Source organism: Klebsiella sp. H-Nf2 (assembly GCF_002806645.1).
In the GTDB taxonomy this organism is placed as follows: Bacteria; Pseudomonadota; Gammaproteobacteria; order Enterobacterales; family Enterobacteriaceae; genus Klebsiella; species Klebsiella variicola.
Genome location: NZ_PIBL01000006.1, coordinates 13004 through 32932 on the forward strand (window position 1 = coordinate 13004; position 19929 = coordinate 32932).

22 protein-coding genes and 1 tRNA gene are annotated in these 19929 nt (G+C 57.9%); 14 read left to right on the plus strand and 9 right to left on the minus strand.

The features are described from left to right. Positions 1–5: 5 nt before the first annotated feature. Both CWM58_RS15635 and CWM58_RS15640 read right to left on the minus strand, forming a co-directional pair. On the minus strand, positions 6–1667 hold the full coding sequence (locus CWM58_RS15635) for a ShlB/FhaC/HecB family hemolysin secretion/activation protein (protein WP_100681297.1): 1662 nt from the start codon (positions 1665–1667) through the stop codon (positions 6–8). Positions 1668–1953: 286 nt separating this feature from the next. Further along, positions 1954–2030: transfer RNA gene (locus CWM58_RS15640), tRNA-Arg, on the minus strand. 339 nt (positions 2031–2369) lie between these two features. Between CWM58_RS15640 and folD the strand changes: the two genes are divergently transcribed. Together folD and ybcJ are read left to right on the plus strand one after the other, a co-directional pair. Further along, on the plus strand, positions 2370–3236 hold the full coding sequence (folD, locus tag CWM58_RS15650; protein ID WP_004143017.1) for a bifunctional methylenetetrahydrofolate dehydrogenase/methenyltetrahydrofolate cyclohydrolase FolD: 867 nt from the start codon (positions 2370–2372) through the stop codon (positions 3234–3236). Position 3237: 1 nt separating this feature from the next. Then, on the plus strand, positions 3238–3450 hold the full coding sequence (gene ybcJ / locus CWM58_RS15655) for a ribosome-associated protein YbcJ (RefSeq protein ID WP_048267531.1): 213 nt from the start codon (positions 3238–3240) through the stop codon (positions 3448–3450). A 45-nt stretch (positions 3451–3495) separates the two neighbouring features. Here ybcJ and cysS read toward each other — a convergent pair whose 3' ends face one another. After that, positions 3496–4881, minus strand: coding sequence for a cysteine--tRNA ligase (gene cysS, locus CWM58_RS15660; RefSeq protein WP_100681299.1), 1386 nt, complete (start codon positions 4879–4881; stop codon positions 3496–3498). Between the two features lie 175 nt (positions 4882–5056). On the opposite strand from cysS, the gene ppiB reads away from it, so the two are divergent. The 6 genes from ppiB to mnmH all read left to right on the plus strand — a co-directional run bounded on the left by ppiB (position 5057) and on the right by mnmH (position 9581). Continuing rightward, the gene (gene ppiB / locus CWM58_RS15665; protein ID WP_008805471.1) at positions 5057–5551 is read left to right on the plus strand and encodes a peptidylprolyl isomerase B; all 495 of its coding nucleotides are present in this window, start codon (positions 5057–5059) and stop codon (positions 5549–5551) included. Positions 5552–5554: 3 nt separating this feature from the next. Further along, positions 5555–6277: a UDP-2,3-diacylglucosamine diphosphatase gene (gene lpxH, locus CWM58_RS15670; protein WP_061155485.1), complete on the plus strand. Its 723-nt coding sequence runs from the start codon at positions 5555–5557 to the stop codon at positions 6275–6277. A gap of 107 nt (positions 6278–6384) precedes the next feature. After that, positions 6385–6723, plus strand: coding sequence for a hypothetical protein (locus CWM58_RS15675; protein ID WP_060876188.1), 339 nt, complete (start codon positions 6385–6387; stop codon positions 6721–6723). A gap of 96 nt (positions 6724–6819) precedes the next feature. Next, positions 6820–7329 carry a 5-(carboxyamino)imidazole ribonucleotide mutase gene (gene purE / locus CWM58_RS15685; RefSeq protein ID WP_004151322.1) on the plus strand — a complete coding sequence of 170 codons (510 nt, stop codon included), beginning with the start codon at positions 6820–6822 and terminating at the stop codon, positions 7327–7329. Continuing rightward, the gene (purK, locus tag CWM58_RS15690; RefSeq protein WP_008805468.1) at positions 7326–8393 is read left to right on the plus strand and encodes a 5-(carboxyamino)imidazole ribonucleotide synthase; all 1068 of its coding nucleotides are present in this window, start codon (positions 7326–7328) and stop codon (positions 8391–8393) included. Before purE ends, purK begins: the two co-directional genes overlap by 4 nt. Positions 8394–8504: 111 nt before the next feature. Continuing rightward, positions 8505–9581 carry a tRNA 2-selenouridine(34) synthase MnmH gene (mnmH, locus tag CWM58_RS15695; protein WP_100681300.1) on the plus strand — a complete coding sequence of 359 codons (1077 nt, stop codon included), beginning with the start codon at positions 8505–8507 and terminating at the stop codon, positions 9579–9581. 107 nt (positions 9582–9688) lie between these two features. On the opposite strand, the gene CWM58_RS15700 is transcribed toward mnmH, so the two are convergent. After that, the gene (locus CWM58_RS15700; protein ID WP_100681301.1) at positions 9689–10834 is read right to left on the minus strand and encodes a porin; all 1146 of its coding nucleotides are present in this window, start codon (positions 10832–10834) and stop codon (positions 9689–9691) included. 118 nt (positions 10835–10952) lie between these two features. Between CWM58_RS15700 and CWM58_RS28665 the strand changes: the two genes are divergently transcribed. Beyond that, the gene (locus CWM58_RS28665; RefSeq protein ID WP_227520718.1) at positions 10953–11054 is read left to right on the plus strand and encodes a hypothetical protein; all 102 of its coding nucleotides are present in this window, start codon (positions 10953–10955) and stop codon (positions 11052–11054) included. On the opposite strand, the gene ybbP is transcribed toward CWM58_RS28665, so the two are convergent. Together ybbP and ybbA are read right to left on the minus strand one after the other, a co-directional pair. After that, the gene (gene ybbP, locus CWM58_RS15705) at positions 11016–13430 is read right to left on the minus strand and encodes a putative ABC transporter permease subunit YbbP (RefSeq protein WP_100681302.1); all 2415 of its coding nucleotides are present in this window, start codon (positions 13428–13430) and stop codon (positions 11016–11018) included. The two genes, CWM58_RS28665 and ybbP, sit on opposite strands and share 39 nt — an antisense overlap. Then, positions 13427–14113 carry a putative ABC transporter ATP-binding protein YbbA gene (gene ybbA / locus CWM58_RS15710; protein ID WP_061156406.1) on the minus strand — a complete coding sequence of 229 codons (687 nt, stop codon included), beginning with the start codon at positions 14111–14113 and terminating at the stop codon, positions 13427–13429. The genes ybbP and ybbA overlap by 4 nt, the downstream gene beginning before the upstream one ends. On the opposite strand from ybbA, the gene tesA reads away from it, so the two are divergent. The 3 genes from tesA to CWM58_RS15725 are packed head-to-tail and all read left to right on the plus strand — an operon-like array spanning position 14084 to position 16419. Next, on the plus strand, positions 14084–14707 hold the full coding sequence (tesA, locus tag CWM58_RS15715) for a multifunctional acyl-CoA thioesterase I/protease I/lysophospholipase L1 (RefSeq protein ID WP_061156407.1): 624 nt from the start codon (positions 14084–14086) through the stop codon (positions 14705–14707). The genes ybbA and tesA overlap by 30 nt on opposite strands. Further along, entirely contained in the window at positions 14697–15506 is an 810-nt protein-coding gene (locus CWM58_RS15720; RefSeq protein WP_165785805.1) for an SDR family oxidoreductase, read from the plus strand. Before tesA ends, CWM58_RS15720 begins: the two co-directional genes overlap by 11 nt. Before the next feature lie 58 nt (positions 15507–15564). Then, the gene (locus CWM58_RS15725) at positions 15565–16419 is read left to right on the plus strand and encodes a co-chaperone YbbN (protein ID WP_074386703.1); all 855 of its coding nucleotides are present in this window, start codon (positions 15565–15567) and stop codon (positions 16417–16419) included. Positions 16420–16515: 96 nt separating this feature from the next. On the opposite strand, the gene fetB is transcribed toward CWM58_RS15725, so the two are convergent. Continuing rightward, positions 16516–17298, minus strand: coding sequence for an iron efflux ABC transporter permease subunit FetB (fetB, locus tag CWM58_RS15730; protein WP_012968803.1), 783 nt, complete (start codon positions 17296–17298; stop codon positions 16516–16518). After that, entirely contained in the window at positions 17285–17962 is a 678-nt protein-coding gene (gene fetA / locus CWM58_RS15735) for an iron efflux ABC transporter ATP-binding subunit FetA (RefSeq protein ID WP_061155505.1), read from the minus strand. The genes fetB and fetA overlap by 14 nt, the downstream gene beginning before the upstream one ends. 140 nt (positions 17963–18102) lie before the next feature. Between fetA and CWM58_RS15740 the strand changes: the two genes are divergently transcribed. Both CWM58_RS15740 and CWM58_RS15745 read left to right on the plus strand, forming a co-directional pair. Further along, complete coding sequence (locus CWM58_RS15740; protein ID WP_061155506.1) at positions 18103–19020, plus strand: SPFH domain-containing protein; 918 nt, start codon at positions 18103–18105, stop codon at positions 19018–19020. Then, a complete protein-coding gene (locus CWM58_RS15745) occupies positions 19017–19475 on the plus strand; it encodes an NfeD family protein (RefSeq protein ID WP_100681304.1) in 459 nt (152 codons plus the stop codon). Before CWM58_RS15740 ends, CWM58_RS15745 begins: the two co-directional genes overlap by 4 nt. Here the strand turns inward: CWM58_RS15745 and cueR are convergent. Then, a complete protein-coding gene (cueR, locus tag CWM58_RS15750; protein ID WP_002892208.1) occupies positions 19472–19882 on the minus strand; it encodes a Cu(I)-responsive transcriptional regulator in 411 nt (136 codons plus the stop codon). The genes CWM58_RS15745 and cueR overlap by 4 nt on opposite strands. Positions 19883–19929 lie beyond the last annotated feature (47 nt).

Here is a 19929-nt window from a genome sequence, read left to right on the forward strand (position 1 = left end):
ATCCTTTAAAATGCCACGGCAACGCGGTAGTAGATATTGAGGCGATCGGGACCAAGCCAGTCCGGATACGCCAGCGGACCGGCCACGGTAAAAGAGGTGGATAACCAGCGATTCGTCGTGGTGAACCCTACCGCTGCGCCCCACAAGGTTCCGGCGGCGCTGGGATCGAGTCGGTCAGCATGCAACCAGCCGCCATCCAGTGCGGCCAGAGCACCGACCTGCCCAATGGCGGGGATCGTAAAAAGCGCGTAGTTCAGTTCATTACGCCAGTAGCCGCCGTTGTCCCCTGAAATGTACTGTTCTTTAAAACCACGTACTGAGCTTTCCCCGCCTAAGGTCAGGCGTTCGCTGCCGTATAAGCGGTCCGGAGACCACTGGCCGTAAAGGCTGCTAAGCCACCAGAGATCGTTGAGCAACGGGCGCTGAAAGCTGGCGCTCAGACTCCATTTTCTGAATTCCGCTTTTGGCAAATCGCCCGGTTTATTACCGTCACTTTCGGCACCAAACCACGGCATTCCGCGGGAAAACGTGGGGTTGAAGGTGGCAATCCCGGCAAACATTTTTTGCGTGTGGTTGAGGCCAAACAGCAGTGTCGTCAACTTATGGCTACTGCTCTGCAGCAAAACATCGTCGAGATAATTGTGGTTGGTCCGATAACTCAGTCCGGCGGAGAGGCCCGTTTTCAGGTCGCCGTTGCGAAAGAGAACCTGCGAGAAGTTTAGCCGGTGGGTTTCGGTGTCACCGCTGGTACGCCAGATCCAGCCGTGGTTATCGAGTGTACTCAGGTAGTTATTCCAGCTGTAGCTATAGTCAAACAGCGTATAACCGTTAGGAATGCTGACCCCTGCGGCAACATTCTGCGCATCTTTGGCATTCGAAAACGCGCTGCTGCGCCCGCCGCTGACAAACCAGCGATCGGCCAGCCCTAAAAGATTGTTGCCTGTTAAACCCGCGTTGATTTGTCCGCTACCTGTACTCTTCTGGCCGCTGTTGTCGACGCTCATCGACAACAAAAGTGGGCGCTCCGCTGTCGCCGTCAGGTTAACGATTGAACCGCCAGGTTTTTCGCCCGGCTGGATTTCAATTTGCACAGGCGTCGTGCGCGCGCGGTTAATCTGCTCCATCCCCTGTTCGATATCACGCAGGTTAAGAATATGGCCTTCCAGCCCTGGAAACGCCATTGTTAACTCACGTTTAGCCGCGCCTTCCATGGTGATTTTTTCGAGCTTTCCTTCAAGAATAGTCAGATGTAATACCCCGGAACGTAAATCCTGCTCGGTCAGAAAAGCGCGGCTGGTAATATATCCCCGACTGATATACCAGTCGGAAATAATATTTACGAGTTTAGTAATACGCGCAATATCCATGCACTGCCCAAGCCAGGGCCGGACTATTTTTTGCTGCTGACGCGGATCAATAAGCGTCGCGCCATCTAACGCGATGCGATGGATAGAAAAACAGGGGCCATCAGAGGCTTCAGGCTGCGCAGGCATCGCCGCGTGAAGGCTTGGCGTGGCGCGCTCCAGCGATTCACGTTGCTGCTGGTTCTGACGCAGTAATTGTTGCTGCTGTTGCTCAACGCTGTCGCGATCGGCTGGCGATAAAAAAGCGGCGTGGGTGGTCAGACTCAGCGTCATTAGTCCCAGAGCCAAATACAGAGATTTCATCCGTGTTCTCGTTATTACTTAACGTTCAGTGCAAAAACATATTCCATTATATGTTGCGCGGATTTAAGCATGAAACTTACGGTATGTGAACATGAAATAATGAACGAGGATCGTTTTTAGGATAATGACTTTTGCGCAGCAAAATAGACGGCAGGGGAAAATAACGAATGTATTAACACGTATTTGATATATGTTTTTCAACCGCAATAGCACAGCCAGGTTACAGGATAGGGAAAATGGTGTCCGGTACGAAAAAGCAGCAAGAGGATAAGAAGCTGATATTAAATGGCACGCCCTACAGGATTCGAACCTGTGACCTACGGCTTAGAAGGCCGTTGCTCTATCCAGCTGAGCTAAGGGCGCCCTGAGAAGCGAGTGCTTCGCGGAGTGAAACGCCTGGAATTATACGGTCCACGTCCGTTGAGTCAATCCATTTTGCCAGGAAACTGCGGGGCTTATACGATGCTGGCGAAATATCCCTCAGCAACTGTACAAGAAGCATACCACCGGGGCTCTTACGCGCGTAAATCGACTTAGTGGCCAGGCGCAACACACCAATACCCCTGCTCTGAACAGGGTCAAAACAGGCTAAATTCACCGCAGACAGGATAAAACCGCAAACGAGGACTGACAGCGAGGCCCGCTTCTGACAAAATATCCTCATCCCCCTTTCGTAAAGATACAGATGGAATCCTCTCTCTGATGGCAGCAAAAATTATTGACGGTAAAACGATTGCGCAGCAGGTACGCTCTGAGGTTGCGGAAAAAGTGAAGGCTCGCGTTGCGGCCGGAAAACGCGCCCCTGGGCTGGCCGTCGTGCTGGTCGGTAGCAACCCGGCCTCGCAGATTTATGTCGGCAGCAAGCGCAAAGCATGTGAAGAAGTGGGCTTCGTCTCCCGCTCTTACGATCTCCCGGAAACCACCAGCGAAGCCGAGCTGCTGGAGCTTATCGACACCCTGAATGCCGATAAGACCATCGACGGTATTCTGGTTCAGCTGCCCCTCCCCGCAGGGATCGACAACGTCAAAGTGCTCGAGCGCATCGCGCCGGATAAAGACGTCGACGGCTTCCATCCCTACAACGTTGGCCGCCTGTGCCAGCGGGCGCCGCGCCTGCGTCCGTGCACTCCGCGCGGTATCGTGACCTTGCTGGAACGCTACAATATCGACACCTACGGCCTCAATGCGGTGGTCATTGGCGCGTCCAATATCGTCGGTCGCCCGATGAGCATGGAGCTGCTGCTGGCCGGCTGCACCACCACCGTGACCCACCGTTTTACTAAAAACCTGCGCCATCACGTCGAAAACGCCGACCTGCTGATCGTCGCGGTAGGTAAACCGGGCTTTATTCCTGGCGAGTGGATTAAAGAAGGGGCGATTGTGGTCGATGTCGGCATTAACCGTCTGGAAAGCGGCAAAGTGGTCGGTGACGTGGTGTATGAAGACGCCGCCGAACGCGCATCCTACATCACCCCGGTTCCCGGCGGCGTTGGCCCGATGACCGTCGCCACCCTGATTCAGAACACGCTGCAGGCGTGCGAAGAGTATCACGACGTTGAGGAGGCCTGAGATGGCGACATTTTCCTTAGGTAAACACCCGCACGTAGAGCTGTGCGATCTGCTGAAGCTGGAAGGCTGGAGCGAAAGCGGCGCCCAGGCGAAGCTCGCTATCGCTGACGGGCTGGTGAAAGTTGACGGCGCGGTGGAAACCCGCAAACGCTGCAAAATCGTCGCCGGTCAGACGGTGAGCTTTGAAGGCCAGAGCGTCACCGTCACGGCCTGACAGCGAAAAGAAAAACGCCCGCTTTAGCGGGCGTTTTTTTATGGCTTACTTCCGGCGCCAGGTGGTGCCCTGCGGGCCATCTTCCAGCACAATACCCATCTCGTTGAGACGGTCGCGCGCCGCATCCGCCGCCGCCCAGTCTTTCGCTTTACGCGCGTCCAGACGCTGCTGGATGAGCGATTCGATCTCCGCCACTTCCGCGTCGTCGGCCTGCGCGCCGCTCTGCAGGAACGCGTCCGGCTCCTGCTCCAGCAGACCCAGCACAGAACCCAGCTTACGCAGGTGGGCCGCCATGCCATTTGCCGCTGCGGCGTCCTCGGTTTTCAGGCGGTTCACTTCACGCGCCATATCGAACAGCACCGAGTAGGCTTCCGGGGTGTTGAAGTCGTCGTCCATCGCCTCGATAAAGCGTGCTTCGAAGGCTTCGCCACCCGCCGCGTCGACGGATTTGTCCGTCCCGCGCAGCGCGGTGTACAGACGCTCCAGCGCCGAACGCGCCTGCTTGAGGTTCTCTTCGCTGTAGTTCAACTGGCTGCGATAGTGGCCGGACATCAGGAAGTAGCGAATCGTCTCCGCATCGTAATACTTCAGCACGTCGCGGACGGTAAAGAAGTTACCCAGCGATTTCGACATCTTCTCGCGGTCAACCATCACCATGCCGGAGTGCATCCAGTAGTTTACGTACTCGCCGTCATGGGCGCAGGTGGACTGGGCAATTTCGTTTTCATGATGCGGGAACATCAGATCCGAACCGCCGCCGTGAATATCGAAGTGGTTGCCAAGCTGCTTGCAGTTCATCGCCGAGCACTCGATATGCCAGCCCGGACGACCCGCGCCCCACGGCGACGGCCAGCTTGGCTCGCCCTCTTTCGACATCTTCCACAGGACGAAGTCCATCGGATTCCGCTTGACGTCAACCACGTCGACGCGAGCGCCCGCCTGCAGCTGATCGAGATCCTGGCGCGACAGCAAACCGTAGTTCGGGTCCGTCGGCACGTCGAACATTACGTCGCCGTTATCCGCCACATAGGCATGGCCTTTGGCGATCAGCTGTTCGGTGATCTCAATGATCTCCGCGATATGGTGCGTCGCGCGCGGCTCGCTGTCGGGACGCAGAATATTCAGCGCGTCAAAATCTTTGTGCATTTCGGCAATCATGCGATCGACCAGCGCGACAAAGCTTTCGCCGTTTTCATTAGCGCGCTTAATGATTTTGTCGTCGATATCGGTGATATTGCGCACGTACTTCAGCTTATAGCCAAGAAAACGCAGATAGCGCGCCACGACGTCAAAGGAGACGAAGGTACGGCCATGGCCGATATGACAGAGATCGTAAACGGTAATACCACACACGTACATGCCGACTTCCCCGGCATGGATAGGTTTAAATTCCTCTTTCTGGCGCGTCAGTGTATTAAAAATTTTTAACATCGAAGATTCCGTGTAGACGTGTGTGGGTAATGAAGTCTCTATAATACCCATAATTCAGACCGGACGCAGCACACATTGCAAGGTGCATCGACCCCCGCGGTTATGCTATAACACCCCCCTATATCTCACCCGACATCGGGTGCTGGCACCACACTCATCGGAACAGGATGCAAAAATGGTTACTTTCCACACCAATCATGGCGATATCGTAATCAAAACGTTTGACGACAAAGCGCCGGAAACAGTTAAAAACTTCCTGGACTACTGCCGCGAAGGTTTCTACGACAACACCATTTTCCACCGTGTTATCAACGGCTTTATGATTCAGGGCGGCGGTTTCGAACCGGGCATGAAACAAAAAGAGACCAAATCTCCGATTCAGAACGAAGCGAACAACGGCCTGAAAAACACCCGTGGTACGCTGGCAATGGCCCGTACTCAGGCGCCGCACTCCGCCACTGCCCAGTTCTTCATCAACGTGGCCGACAACGACTTCCTGAACTTCTCTGGCGAAAGCCTGCAGGGTTGGGGCTACTGCGTTTTCGCTGAAGTGGTTGAAGGCATGGACGTGGTAGACAAAATCAAAGCGGTTGCCACCGGCCGCAGCGGCATGCACCAGGATGTGCCGAAAGATGATGTGATCATCAAAAGCGTCACCGTCAGCGAGTAATTCGTGGCGACACTTTTTATTGCAGATTTGCACCTGCAAACAGAAGAACCGGCGATCACCGCCGGTTTTCTGCGTTTTTTACAGGGCGAAGCCCGCCAGGCGGACGCCCTGTATATCCTTGGCGATCTGTTTGAAGCGTGGATCGGCGATGACGATCCCAACCCGTTGCACCAGCAGATTGCCGCGGCAATCAAAGCCGTCGTCGACGCCGGCGTGCCCTGCTACTTCATCCACGGCAACCGCGATTTTCTCGTCGGCCAGCGCTTTGCCCGCCAGAGCGGGATGCTCCTGCTCGCCGAAGAAGAGCGACTGGACCTCTATGGCCGTGAAGTGTTGATTATGCATGGCGACACATTGTGCACCGATGACCCAGGCTATCTGGCGTTTCGCGCCAAAGTCCACACCCCGTGGATCCAGCGTCTGTTCCTCGCCCTGCCGCTGTTTATCCGCCGCCGCATCGCCGCTCGCATGCGCGCCGACAGCAAAGCCGCCAACAGCAGCAAATCAATGGACATTATGGATGTGAATCCACAGGCGGTGGTTGACGCGATGGAGCGGCATCACGTGCAGTGGCTGATTCATGGCCATACCCATCGCCCGGCGGTCCATGAACTGCAGGCCAACGGCCAACCCGCATGGCGCGTGGTACTCGGCGCCTGGCACAGCGAAGGTTCGATGGTCAAGGTGACGCCGGACGACGTCAAACTCATCCACTTCCCGTTCTAGTTCCTGCGCGAGCACAATTCCGAAAGCGCCTTTTGCCTGGGCGAAGGTGCGCGCTTCCCCGCGTCCTGCATGCTAGTCTCCCACGACATCACTCTCAAGGAATGAGCATGAACAGGAAAAAGTGGAGTCAGCCGCTGATGTGGGGAATGATCATCGCGATCCTCAATCCGTTAGGGGTTAGTTATATCGCCTTAATCGGCGTCGCTATCGGCAACACGCTGACGTTTGTCTGGTGTGCAATGCTGGCGTGGGCCATCTATTTCTATGCCATTTATTTGCTCTGTACCCGCCCTCACGATAGTCGGCTGGTACAAATCTATTTACTGATTATGGGCACCCTGATGCTCCCGTGGGGGTTAGTGCTGCTTATCACCTGTATCATGAATGAGATAAAGGCCAATAAGCCGCGATCGACGTCATCACTGAACGAGACAAAAGACGGCTAACCATGCGCACGCAACCGTTTTCCTTGCTGGCAGTTCATGCTATTCTCTGTGGCCTCTAAAGCAGTGTGAAACACACCCACAGGAGTTTTAAGACGCATGTCTTCCCGCAATAATTCGGCGCGTATCGCCATCGTGATGGGGTCCAAAAGCGACTGGGCTACCATGCAATTTACCGCAGAAATCCTTGATGCCCTGAACGTTCCGTACCATGTCGAGGTGGTCTCCGCCCATCGCACGCCCGATAAGCTGTTCAGCTTTGCTGAAAGCGCCGAGAGCCACGGTTATCAGGTGATTATTGCAGGGGCAGGCGGCGCGGCGCATCTGCCGGGCATGATTGCGGCGAAAACCCTGGTGCCGGTGCTCGGCGTACCGGTTCAGAGCGCAGCCTTAAGCGGTGTCGACAGCCTCTACTCCATTGTGCAAATGCCGCGCGGCATTCCGGTCGGTACGCTGGCTATCGGAAAAGCTGGCGCAGCGAATGCTGGCCTGCTCGCCGCGCAGATCCTCGCTCAGCATGATGCCGAACTTCACCAGCGCCTGAGCGCCTGGCGTCAGGCGCAAACCGATGAAGTGCTGGATAACCCGGATCCGCGGGGTGCGGCATGAAACAGGTATGCGTGCTCGGTAACGGTCAGTTAGGTCGCATGCTGCGCCAGGCCGGTGAGCCGCTGGGCATCGCCGTCTGGCCGGTGGGGCTGGAAGCCGACCCGGAAGCGGTGCCGTTCCAGCAGAGCGTCATCACGGCCGAAATTGAACGCTGGCCGGAAACCGCCCTCACCCGTGAGCTGGCCCGCCACCCGGCGTTCGTCAACCGCGATGTTTTCCCGATTATCGCCGACCGCCTGACGCAAAAGCAGCTGTTCGACAAGCTTGGCCTGGCCACTGCCCCGTGGCAGCTGCTGGCGGATAAAAGCGAATGGCCGGCGGTGTTTGCCCGTCTCGGCGAGCTGGCGATCGTTAAGCGTCGCGTCGGCGGCTACGATGGCCGCGGCCAGTGGCGTCTGCGCGCTGACGAAACCGCGCAACTCCCGGAGGATAACTACGGCGAGTGCATCGTCGAGCAAGGGATTAACTTCTCCGGCGAAGTGTCGCTGGTGGGCGCCCGCGCTCATGACGGTAGCACCGTCTTCTACCCGCTGACCCGCAACCTGCATCAGGACGGTATTCTGCGCGCCAGCGTGGCCTTCCCGCAGGCCAATGCCCGCCAGCAGGAACAAGCGGAAAGCATGCTGACGGCGATCATGAACGAGCTGAACTACGTCGGCGTGATGGCGATGGAATGCTTCGTCACCGCCGAGGGGCTGCTGATCAACGAGCTGGCGCCGCGCGTGCATAACAGCGGCCACTGGACGCAAAATGGCGCCTCCATCAGCCAGTTTGAACTGCATCTGCGAGCGATTACCGACCTGCCGCTGCCGCCGCCGGTGGTCAACAGCCCGTCGGTGATGATCAACCTGATCGGCACCGATCTCAACTACGACTGGCTGAAACTGCCGCTGGTGCACCTGCACTGGTACGATAAAGAGGTGCGTCCGGGTCGCAAAGTCGGCCACCTGAACCTCACCGACAGCGATACCGATCGCCTGAGCGCGACGCTGGAAGCGATCAAACCGCTGCTGCCGCCGGAGTACACCAGCGGCCTGTTCTGGGCGCAATCGCAGCTCAGCTAAGCCCTTCGTGCCGGGGATTTGATCTATCCCCTTCCCCGGCACACCTTGAGGCGCGTACAATCCCCCCCTTGCTGTAAAGCCCATTTCTGTTTTGACTTCAGAGGATAGCCCATGACCAATGGGACGGATTATCGCGCCATTCTCGCCAGCGATACGCCACTGATTGACGTACGCGCCCCGGTGGAGTTTAGCCAAAGCGCGATGCCGGCGGCGATCAACCTGCCGCTGATGAATGATGAAGAACGCGCCGCGGTCGGCACCTGCTACAAGCGTCAGGGGCCAGAGGCCGCGCTGGCGCTCGGCCATAAGCTGGTTGATGGCGACCTGCGCGCCAGCCGGATCCAGGCGTGGCTGGAAACCAGTGCCCGTTACCCGCACGGTTACCTGTGCTGCGCCCGCGGCGGCCAGCGGTCGCATATCGTCCAGCAGTGGCTGAAAGACGCTGGCGTGGATTACCCCTTGATCGTCGGCGGCTATAAAGCGCTACGCCAGGCGGCGATCCAGGCCACCGACGAACTGGTGCAGCGCCCAATCGTGCTGATTGGCGGCTGCACCGGCAATGGCAAAACTCAGCTGGTTTGCTCGCGCCCGGATGGTATCGATCTGGAAGGGCTTGCCCATCACCGCGGTTCATCATTCGGTCGAACCCTGCAGGATCAGCACCCGCAGGCCACCTTTGAAAACCATCTGGCGGTCAGCCTGCTTAAAAAAGCCGAACAGCAGGCCCGCTGGGTGCTGGAAGATGAAGGCCATATGATCGGCGCCAACCATCTGCCGGAGTGCCTGCGCCTCCGCATGGCGCAATCGCCGCTGGCGGTGGTGGAAGATCCGTTTGATGTTCGCCTCGAACGGCTGCGCGAAGAGTATTTCGATCGCATGTATCACGACTTTATCGCCGCGTATGGCGAAGAGAAAGGCTGGCAGGCATACGGCGAGTACCTCCATCATGGTCTGTTTGCCATCCGCCGTCGCCTGGGGCTGCAGCGTTTTGCTCAGCTGACTGAACGGCTCGATGAGGCGCTGGCGCAGCAGCAGCGCACCGCCAGCACCGAGGCGCACTTCGCCTGGCTGGTGCCGCTGCTGGAAGAATATTACGATCCAATGTATCGCTATCAGTTGGGGAAAAAAGCCGGGAAGATCCTGTTTCGCGGCAGCTGGCAGGAGGTCGCCGCCTGGCTGGCGAAGTAATCACATGCTCTATTGTCCCGGCTTGCGGCTTAAACGCCTTAGCCGGGCTACTGGTCGGCGCGATTTATAGCCCCGGTAGCGCAGCGCAACCGGGGAGTTGTGACCGCTTAGAAGTCGTAGCGCAGGCGCACCAGGTTCATATCCCCCAGGTTGTCGGTGCTGGAGGTAAACACGTGTTCGTAGTCAACGCGGAAACCGTAATCCAGCTGGAAGCTGATCCCCAGACCGTTATCGATACGCTGGTAGTTGCGGCCATTCACGTACTGCAGGCGGTCGCCCATAAAGTACGGCTGAATAGATTTAACAGCGTATTGATTGATCGGGAATTTATAGCCCGCGAAATATTCAATCCCCCAGGCGTCGCCGGCGAAGTAATTATGCACATCGGTTTTTTTGGTGGTGAGGAAGTTCTGATACCAGCCGCCGCCAAAGGAGAAGGTCCAGTTATCCGGGGTCCAGCTCAGCGCGGTACCGACGATGTTCTGGTCATAGGTTTTGTTGTCGGAACTTGACGGGTCGCGCATTTCGGCGCGAGTGTAGTTCCACGCAGTACCCCAGGTCAGGTCCTTCATGATGTGGTAGTCCGCACCAATAGAACCGCCGCCTTTACGCTTGTAACGCAGGCCGTTGCCAGGCAGATACTCACTGTCTTCGAACAGATAAGAGCCGTAAAGATCGACATCACCCACGGTTTTCTTATATTTCAGCATATTACGTGAACGATAAGAACCATCGTAATCGCCGTTAATACCGTTGCCAGGGGCCTGACCGATCATATCGTAGTCCCAAATATCGGTTTTCACGCCAACCACATCATAGTAAATGCTGTTCTGCTGCCCGTAGGTTAAGGTCCCCCAGGTATCGCTTTTTAGGCCGGTATACAGCATGCGGCGGGTGGTATTGTTTGCGCCTTCCGCGTAGTGGTTATCCCAGTCAAACAGTGCCGGAATGTTCACCCCCAGTTCGTAGTAGCTGATCCAGCTAATATCATCGAACAGGTAGTAATCCGCCGCGAAGCGGAAACGGGTGCCACCGTCGAAACCGTTACGCTTATAGGATCCTTTATCACCATCGCCACTCATCATGTTGAACTGCGGACGAATACTCCCGCCGACGGTAAAGTTAAGCCGACTTAACGGATCGCCCGCCTGCGGATCTTGTTTCAGCAGCGTGATCTCCGCGTGGGAAGCAAGTGACGTTAACGCTAATGCTGCGCCGATCGAGATCGCCAGCGCTTTTATTTTATGTGCCATAGTTTTTCCTTGATTAATAAGCAACCTTATATTTACCAGCTGAATATTAACCGCGAATCCACACAGCGTGTTGTCGGTTTTTTAATGTTTTGTGCGCTTAAAAATCAACTAGTTATCAATTTGTGCGCTTAAAATAAAAGCGCCGCCAAAAACGGCGGCGCATCATCGAAATGCAATAATCTTACTGGCTAAACTGGCGGAACAACGCTTTCCCTTTTAACAAACGCAGCCCCAGCCCGCCACCGCATAGGGATAACAACACCGCTCCCGTCAGCGGCAGCATCACCCACAAGCGCCAGTCCGGCGCCCAGGGGAAATCAAAGACTCGGGTCTGCAGCATCGCCAGCGCCACTTCCGCGCCTATCGCCGCCACCAGTCCGGAAACCAGCCCCAGCAGGGCAAACTCCGCCCACAGCGTGGCGCGTAGCAGTGATTTACCAGCCCCCAGCGTGCGCCAGACCACCAGCTCCTGATGCCGTTGGCGCATACCGACCTGGACCTGCGCCAGCAACAGCAGCACACCGCAGGCCGTGACCAGGCCCACCATCACCTCCAGCGCCCGGCTGACCTGGGAGAGCACCTGGCCGACCTGACGCAGGATGGCGCCGATGTCCAGCAGGCTAACGGTGGGAAACTCGCGGTTCAACTGGGTCAACATCGCGGGACCGTTATCCCAGCGGAAGCTGGTGAGCCAGCTCTGCGGCTGCCCGTCCAGCGCCCCGGAGGGGAAAATAAAGAAGAAGTTGGGCCGCAGGCTCTCCCAGTCAACTTTGCGCACGCTGCTGACCTTCGCGCTGAAGTCCTGAGTATCGCCGGTAAAGGTCACCGTATCGCCGATCTTCACCCCCAGCCGCTGCGCCAGTCCCTCTTCAATCGATACCTCGCCCGGCTTCGGCGGCCAGTTGCCGGCCACCAGCGGATTATGATCCGGACGATCGGCGCTCCAGGTCAGATTGAGTTCCCGGTTAAGCGCTTCATCTTTGTTCCCGTCCGTGGAGTGACCGTTGATCTGCGTCAGACGAGCCCGGACGATCGGATAAAATTCCGCCGCCCGGGTCTGGTGTTCGGCGAGGAAAGTCTTCACCGGCATTATCTGCTCAGGGGCGATATTGATCAGAAAGTAGTTCGGGCTTTCCGGGGGCAGCTGCTGCTGCCAGCGGTCAAGCAGATCGCCGCGCAGCACCAGCAGCAGCGCCAGCAGCATAAACGACAGGGAAAACGCCGCCAGCTGGCTGAGGGTCGACCACGGCTGGCGCAGCAGGCGGTTCACCGCCAGGCGCAGCGGCAAGGCTTTGAGCGTCAGGCGTTTGAGCAGCCACAGCAATCCCCAGCCCACCAGGCCGCACAGCAGCGCCAGTACCACTGCCCCGGCCAGTACCGACCACAGCAGCGGGCTGCCGCCCATCAGCCAGGCCAGCCCGCCGACCACAATCGCGCAGACCACAGGAATATAGTGTTTCAGCGGCCAGACGTTAGCCACGACATCCTGACGCAGCACCCGCAGCGGCAGGGTCGCCAGCAGCAGTCGATACGGCCGCAGGCCCACCAGCAGGGAAATGACGCCTGTCGCCCCGATAGCCCACAGCCACGGCCAACCACTGGCAGCGGGTAGTGCGGCGGGCAGCACCGGTTTGAGCATCAACAATAGCAGGCGCTCCAGCGCCAGGCCCACGACCCCACCGGTTATCACCGACAGCGTCAGCAGCAGCAGCCACTGACCGACGATAAGCTTGCGCAGCTGCGCCCGCCCCGCGCCCAGCGTCTTCAAAATCGCGACCAGATCGTAGCGGCTGCGACAGTAGTGGCTCATCGCCACGGCGATCGCGGCAACGGCCAGCAGCAACGTCAACAGCGCGGATAACAGCAGGAACTGCTGCGAGCGTTCGAGGGATTTGCCCAGCGCGCTGTCGTCCTGTTCGAGGCCAGTCCAGCGATGCTCCGCGCCGAGCTTCGGCAGCAGCCATTGTTCATAATCCGCCAGCTGTTGCGCGTTACCGGCGAACTTATAGCGCCATGCGACGCGACTGCCGGGCTGCACGGCCCCGGTTCTTGCCACGTCGGCCATATTCATCATCAGTCGCGGCGCCATCTGGAAGGGGTTAAACCCCGCGTCTGGCTCCTGAATCACTTCCCCGGCAATGCGCAGCGTGGCATCGCCCACGTCAATCGTATCGCCGGTTTTTAGGTTCAGGAGCGCCATCAGCCTTGGCGCCAGCAGCACGCTCCCCGCCTGCGGTTTCAGCCCCGGCGGTTGCGTTTCGAGGGTGCCATACAGCGGATAGCGATCGTCCACCGCCTTAACGTCCGCCAGCTGCGGCGTATCACCGGCGAACGTCATGGTGGCAAAGCTCAGCTGCTCGCCGACGGTCAGCCCTGACTTCCGCGCTTGCGCGATCCACTCGGCGGGTACCTCGCGGGAACTGCGCAGCGTACGGTCGCCGGCCATAAACTCCCGGCTTTGCTGGCTAAGGCCTTTCTCCATCCGATCGCTTATCGACCCCAGAGCCAGCACGCAGGCCACAGAGAGACTTAACGCCAGCCAGACGATCAGCAGCGACGGCGAGCGCCATTCGCGCCAGAACCAGCGGGCGATCATGCTTCCTCCCGCAGCTGGCCATCCACCAGGCGCAGACGGCGATCGCAGCGCGCCGCCAGCAGCGGATCGTGAGTGACGAGGATCAGGGTGGTACCGTGTTCGCGATTAAGCGAGAACAGCAGATCGGCAATTTTGTCCCCGGTCTGGCGATCGAGGTTGCCGGTGGGCTCATCGGCGAACAGGAGGGCCGGGCGACCGTTAAAGGCCCGGGCCAGCGCCACTCTCTGCTGTTCACCGCCGGAGAGTTGCGCCGGCAGGTGGTGCAGGCGTTTGCCAAGCCCCAGTTGCTCAAGCAGCGCGCGGGCATCGCCCTGACTCTCGCTGTCGCTGGCGCCGCGCAGCAGCGCCGGCAGCTCGACGTTCTCCAGGGCGTTGAGCGTTGGGATCAGCATAAAGGACTGAAAAACAAAGCCAACGTGCTGCGCCCGCAGCGCCGCCCGCGCCTCTTCATCCATTTGGTGCAGCGGTTTGCCCAGCATTGAGACTTCCCCGCTACTGCCATCGTCCAGGCCAGCGAGGATCGCCAGCAGGGTCGATTTGCCGGAACCCGACTCGCCAATCAAGGCGATGGTCTGCCGCGGTTTGACAACCAGCTCAACTCCGGTGAGGATGGAGAGCTGATGCTCTCCCTGACCGACGGATTTCTTAAGATGATGAACTTCAAGTATGTTTTCCGCTGGCATGTGCCTTTCCTGTTTTTGTTCCTGTTTACCTGCCGCGCGATGGCGGCGGACACGCTGCTAATACTCGGCGACAGCCTGAGCGCTGGCTATCGAATGGCGGCCAACGCCGCCTGGCCTGCGCTGCTCAATGAGAAGTGGCAGGCGAAAACGCCGGTAGTGAACGCCAGCATCAGCGGCGATACCTCGCAGCAGGGGCTGGCCCGCCTGCCTGCGCTGCTTAAGCAGCATCAGCCGCGCTGGGTGCTGGTTGAGCTCGGCGGCAATGACGGACTGCGAGGCTTTCCACCGCAGCAAACCGAGCAGACGCTGCGCACCATTATCAAGGATATCAAAGCGGCCAACGCCGAGCCGCTGCTGATGCAAATTCACCTGCCGGCGAACTATGGCCGCCGTTATAATGAAGCCTTCGGCGCGATTTACCCGGCCCTGGCCAGGGAGTTCAATATTCCTCTCCTGCCCTTTTTTATGGAAGAGGTGTATCTGAAACCACAATGGATGCAAGACGACGGTATTCACCCGAATCGCGACGCGCAGCCGTTTATCGCCGACTGGATGGCGAACCGGCTGGCTCCCTTAGTTAATCATGACTCCTGAACGCCAGGGGTCGCTGACAGGTAAAGTTATGCAAAAATCGGTTTTAGTGACAGGCTGTTCCAGCGGAATTGGTCTGGAAAGCGCGCTGGATTTAACCCGCCAGGGCTTTCGCGTGCTGGCGGCCTGCCGCAAAGCGGAGGACGTCGCGCGGATGCAGGAGCTGGGGCTAACCGGTATTTTGCTCGATCTGGATGACCCACAGAGCGTGGAGCGCGCGGCGGCGGAGGTGATTGCGCTGACCGATAATCGTCTCTATGGCCTGTTCAATAACGCCGGTTATGGCGTCTATGGCCCGCTGAACACCATCAGCCGCCAGCAGATGGAACAGCAGTTTTCCGCCAACTTTTTCGGCGCGCATCAGCTGACCATGCTGCTGCTGCCGGCGATGACGCCGCACGGCGAAGGGCGCATCGTGATGACCTCCTCGGTGATGGGGCTTATTGCCAGTCCCGGTCGCGGCGCCTATGCCGCCAGTAAATACGCCCTCGAGGCGTGGTCCGATGCGCTACGCATGGAACTGCGCCACAGTGGTATTCAGGTCAGCCTGATTGAACCGGGCCCGATCCGCACCCGCTTTACCGATAACGTCAACCAGACGCAAAGCGATAAACCCGTAGAAAATCCGGGCATTGCCGCCCGCTTTACCCTCGGACCGGAGGCGGTGGTGGAAAAAGTGCGCCACGCTTTTACCAGCGATAAGCCAAAGCTGCGCTATCCGGTCACCCTGGTCACCCATGCGGTGGCGCTGCTCAAACGCCTGCTGCCCGCCCGCGCGATGGACAAAATTATCCACGGCTGAGTTGAAGCGCGGAATGCCGCCCCCATGTAAAACAGAAATCGACTAACGAGAAATGCCCATGTCCGAACAGAATATTGTCAATATTAGCGAAGCGAACCTGCAGCAGACGCTACAGCAGTCCATGAACGCCCCGGTGCTGTTTTATTTCTGGTCTGCCCGCAGCCAGCACTGCGAACAGCTGACCCCAGTACTCGAGCGACTGGCCGCCCAGTACAACGGCCAGTTCACGCTGGCGAAGGTCGATTGCGACGCCGAGCAAATGCTCGCTTCACAGTTTGGTCTGCGCGCCATCCCTACGGTTTATCTGTTCCAGAACGGCCAGCCGGTGGACGGTTTTGAAGGCCCGCAGCCGGAAGAAGCGATTCGCGCCCTGCTGGATAAAGTCCTGCCGCGCGAAGAGGAGCTGAAAGCCCAGCAGGCGTTGGCCCTGATGCAGGAAGAAAAATACGCCGAGGCATTACCGCTGCTGAAGGAAGCCTGGCAGCTGTCGAATCAGGACAGCCAGATTGGTCTGCTGCTGGCGGAAACGCTGATTGCCCTGCACCGTTCCGATGAAGCGGAAAGCGTGCTGAAAACCATCCCGCTGCAGGATCAGGATACCCACTATCAGGGGCTGGTGGCGCAGATTGAGTTGCTCAAACAGGCCGCCGACACCCCGGAAATCCAGCAACTGCAGCAGCAGGTGGAACAGAATCCGGACGATGCGCAACTGGCCTCCCAGCTGGCGCTGCAGCTGCATCAGGTCGGGCGTAATGAAGAAGCGCTGGCGCTGCTGTTCAGCCATCTGCAGAAGGATTTAGGTGCCGGCGATGGCCAGGCGCGCAAGATGCTGCAGGAGATCCTCGCCGCCCTCGGTACTGGCGATGCGCTGGCCGCCAAATATCGTCGTCAGCTGTATTCGCTGCTGTACTAATCCGTTGCTCTTACCCGGATAGCGCTGCGCTTATCCGGGCTACAGATTACGCCGTGGTAGCCCGGGTAAGGCGTGAACGCCGCAACCCGGGATCGTTCACGGGCGCTTTTTCAGCTGCGTCACCACCAGCTGATGGCGGGCATTGAAGAACTTCCGGTAGGTCAGATAGCCGGCGATAATCGTCGACAGGCTGGCGGTCGACAGCAGCATAAAGGTCACCATGATCTGGTACTTAATCGCCTTCACCGGGTCAATACCGGCAAAAATTAGCCCCGACATCATCCCAGGCAAGCTCACCAGCCCGACCGTTTTCGCTGAATCGACGGTGGGAATCAATGACGCGCGAATGCTCTCGCGAATCAGCCGCGCCGCAGCCATCTTCGGCGTCGCGCCGAGGCTCAGCTTCTCCTGAATCTGCTGCTGCTCGCTGCTGAAGCGCTGGCCCATATTGTTGTAGCACAGCCCCACCGCCACCATGGCGTTACCGGCCACCATCCCGGCAATTGGAATAACCTGCATCGGCACAAAGGCGATCGACCCCGAAAAGACCAGTACCGCCAACGTTAGTCCGGCGCCGGTGGTAATAGCGATAAACGACGAGACAAAAGCTTTATCGATATATTTACTGCGCTTCTTCGCATTCCACGCCGCGTTAAAGCAGATAAACAGCACCATCAACAGCGTCAGAACCGCATGATTGACGTTAAAGATATATTTCAGCACATAGCCGACGATAATCAGCTGCACGATCGCCCGGCAAATGCTCCAGATAATATCTTTTTCCAGTGCCAGTTTTTCCCGATAGCTGACCAGAATAGCGATCAGCACCAGCACCATCGACAGCGCCAGTGATTCGTTCGTAATGTTATGCCCGTTCATGCTGTACCTCCTGCATGTTTCCGCCGGCAGGTTGCAGCGTAATCACTTCATCGGCATGCGAAATTTCGTTGCGATCGTGGGTGACCCACAGAACAGCGACCTGTTTTTCCGTCGCGTAGCCATGAATAATTTCATTCACATTCTGTTTATTACTTTCATCCAGCGCGCTGGTAATTTCGTCCAGCAGCAGCACGCGCGGCAGAAATTGTAAATTGCGGATCAGCGATACGCGCTGCTTTTCCCCGCCGGACAGTTCATTAATAGACTTTTCCAGCATATTTTCGCCAAGGCCAAAGCGCTGTAGGTCAGCCACCAGCGCCTGCGGATCGGGTTGTTTATTGCGGATCTGCCACGGAAAAACCAGGTTATCGTAGACTGAATCACCGAACAGCGCCGGCGTCTGCGCGCAGTAAGACACCTGCTGACGATAGGTTTCCGGCGACAGCGTCGCGATATCCACATCGTCAAAAAACAGGCGTCCGGAGGTTGGGCTGAGCAGCGAGGCGATAATCTTCAGCAAGGTGCTTTTCCCGCAGCCGGAAGGCCCGGTAATCAGCTTAAATTCTCCGGGTCTGAGCTGAAGAGTGATATTGTGTAAAATAACTGCGTCGTCGGTCTTAAACCCCACACCTTCGAGACGCAAAAGCGCGTTATTTTCCTTCATGAGTCTTCCTGATTATTTTCTGAAACACCGCTAGTTTACCCCACTTTCCTTTCTCCAGGATGAGGAGAAAGATATACTCAGTTTAAACAGGCGCTATTTCCTTGTAGCGCCCCACCAGGCAACAAGACAGGAGGTTTTTGATGCTGATTTTTATTCCTATCCTTATTTTCGTCGCGCTGGTCATTGTGGCCGCGTCGGTGAAAATTGTCCCGCAAGGCTATCAGTGGACGGTAGAGCGTTTTGGACGCTTTACCCAGACGCTGCAGCCGGGATTAAGCTTAGTCGTGCCGTTTATGGACCGAATCGGCCGCAAAGTGAACATGATGGAGCAGGTGCTCGACATCCCCTCGCAGGAGGTTATCTCCCGGGATAACGCCAACGTCACCATCGACGCGGTCTGCTTTATTCAGGTGATTGACGCGCCAAAGGCCGCCTACGAGGTCAGCAATCTTGAGCTGGCGATCGTCAACCTGACGATGACCAACATCCGTACCGTGCTCGGCTCGATGGAACTGGATGAAATGCTCTCCCAGCGCGACAGTATTAACACCCGACTACTGCATATCGTTGACGACGCAACTAACCCGTGGGGGGTGAAAATCACCCGCGTCGAAATTCGCGACGTTCGCCCACCGGCGGAGCTTATCGCCTCGATGAACGCCCAGATGAAAGCCGAACGTACCAAGCGTGCCTATATTCTGGAGGCGGAAGGGATCCGCCAGGCGGAAATTCTGAAAGCAGAAGGGGAAAAACAGTCGCAGATCCTCAAAGCCGAGGGCGAACGGCAGTCCGCGTTCCTGCAGGCGGAAGCTCGCGAACGTTCCGCCGAAGCGGAAGCCCGCGCCACCCAGATGGTGTCATCGGCGATCGCCTCGGGCGATATTCAGGCGATCAACTACTTCGTGGCGCAGAAATATACCGACGCACTGCTCCAGATTGGATCCGCTAACAACAGCAAAGTAGTGATGATGCCACTGGATGCCAGCAGCCTGATGGGATCGATCGCCGGGATCAGCGAGCTGATTAAAGAAGGCGCTGGCGATCGGAAAAAATCATGATCGACATGATCCTCGCCCACCCCCATCTGTTCTGGCTAAGCCTGGGTGGACTGCTGCTGGCGGCCGAGATGCTTGGCGGCAGCGGATACCTGCTGTGGAGCGGTGTCGCTGGCGTGGCGACCGGCGCTCTCACCTGGCTCCTGCCGCTGAGCTGGGAATGGCAAGGGACGCTGTTTGCCGTTCTCACCCTGCTGGCGGCGTGGCTGTGGTCGAAATGGCTGCGCAAGCGCGTCAAAACGCAGCGCCCGGCCGATGCTCAGCTTAACCAGCGCGGGCAGCAGCTGGTTGGCCGCCGCCTGACGCTGGATGCCCCGCTGGTAAATGGCCGCGGCCACGTGCGCGTGGGCGACAGCTCCTGGCCGGTAATTGCTGACGAAGACCTCGCGGCGGGCAGCAAGGTCGAAGTGGTCGCCGTGGAAGGGATTACGCTACGGATCAGGCCCGCTGTCCGTTAAGCCTGCGCCTTGCGATGACAGCAGCCGGAAAGATTATCGATAATCGGGCACTCCGCGCTGTCATCGCCGGGGCAGGATTCGGCCAGCGCCAGCAGGTGCGCGCGCATATTTTGCAGCTCGCGGATATGGTTCTCGATATCCGCCACTTTCTCCAGCGTGCGTTTTTTCACATCAGCGCTGTGGCGCGACGGATCGTTAAATAAGGCCACCAGCTCGCGGCACTCTTCCAGATTAAACCCCACCTGTCGCGCCTGGCGCAGTAACGTCAGCTCATCGAGATGCTGCTGACTGTAGGTGCGGTAGCCGTTTTCGCTCCGCAACGGCGGCGTCACCAGCCCCTTCTCTTCGTAAAAACGAATCGCTTTGCTGGTTAAACCGGTTTTTTTCGCCACATCGCTGATATTCATTTTTTCTCCTTGACCTTCCCCTTGCTGGAAGGTTTAACCTTCTTAAT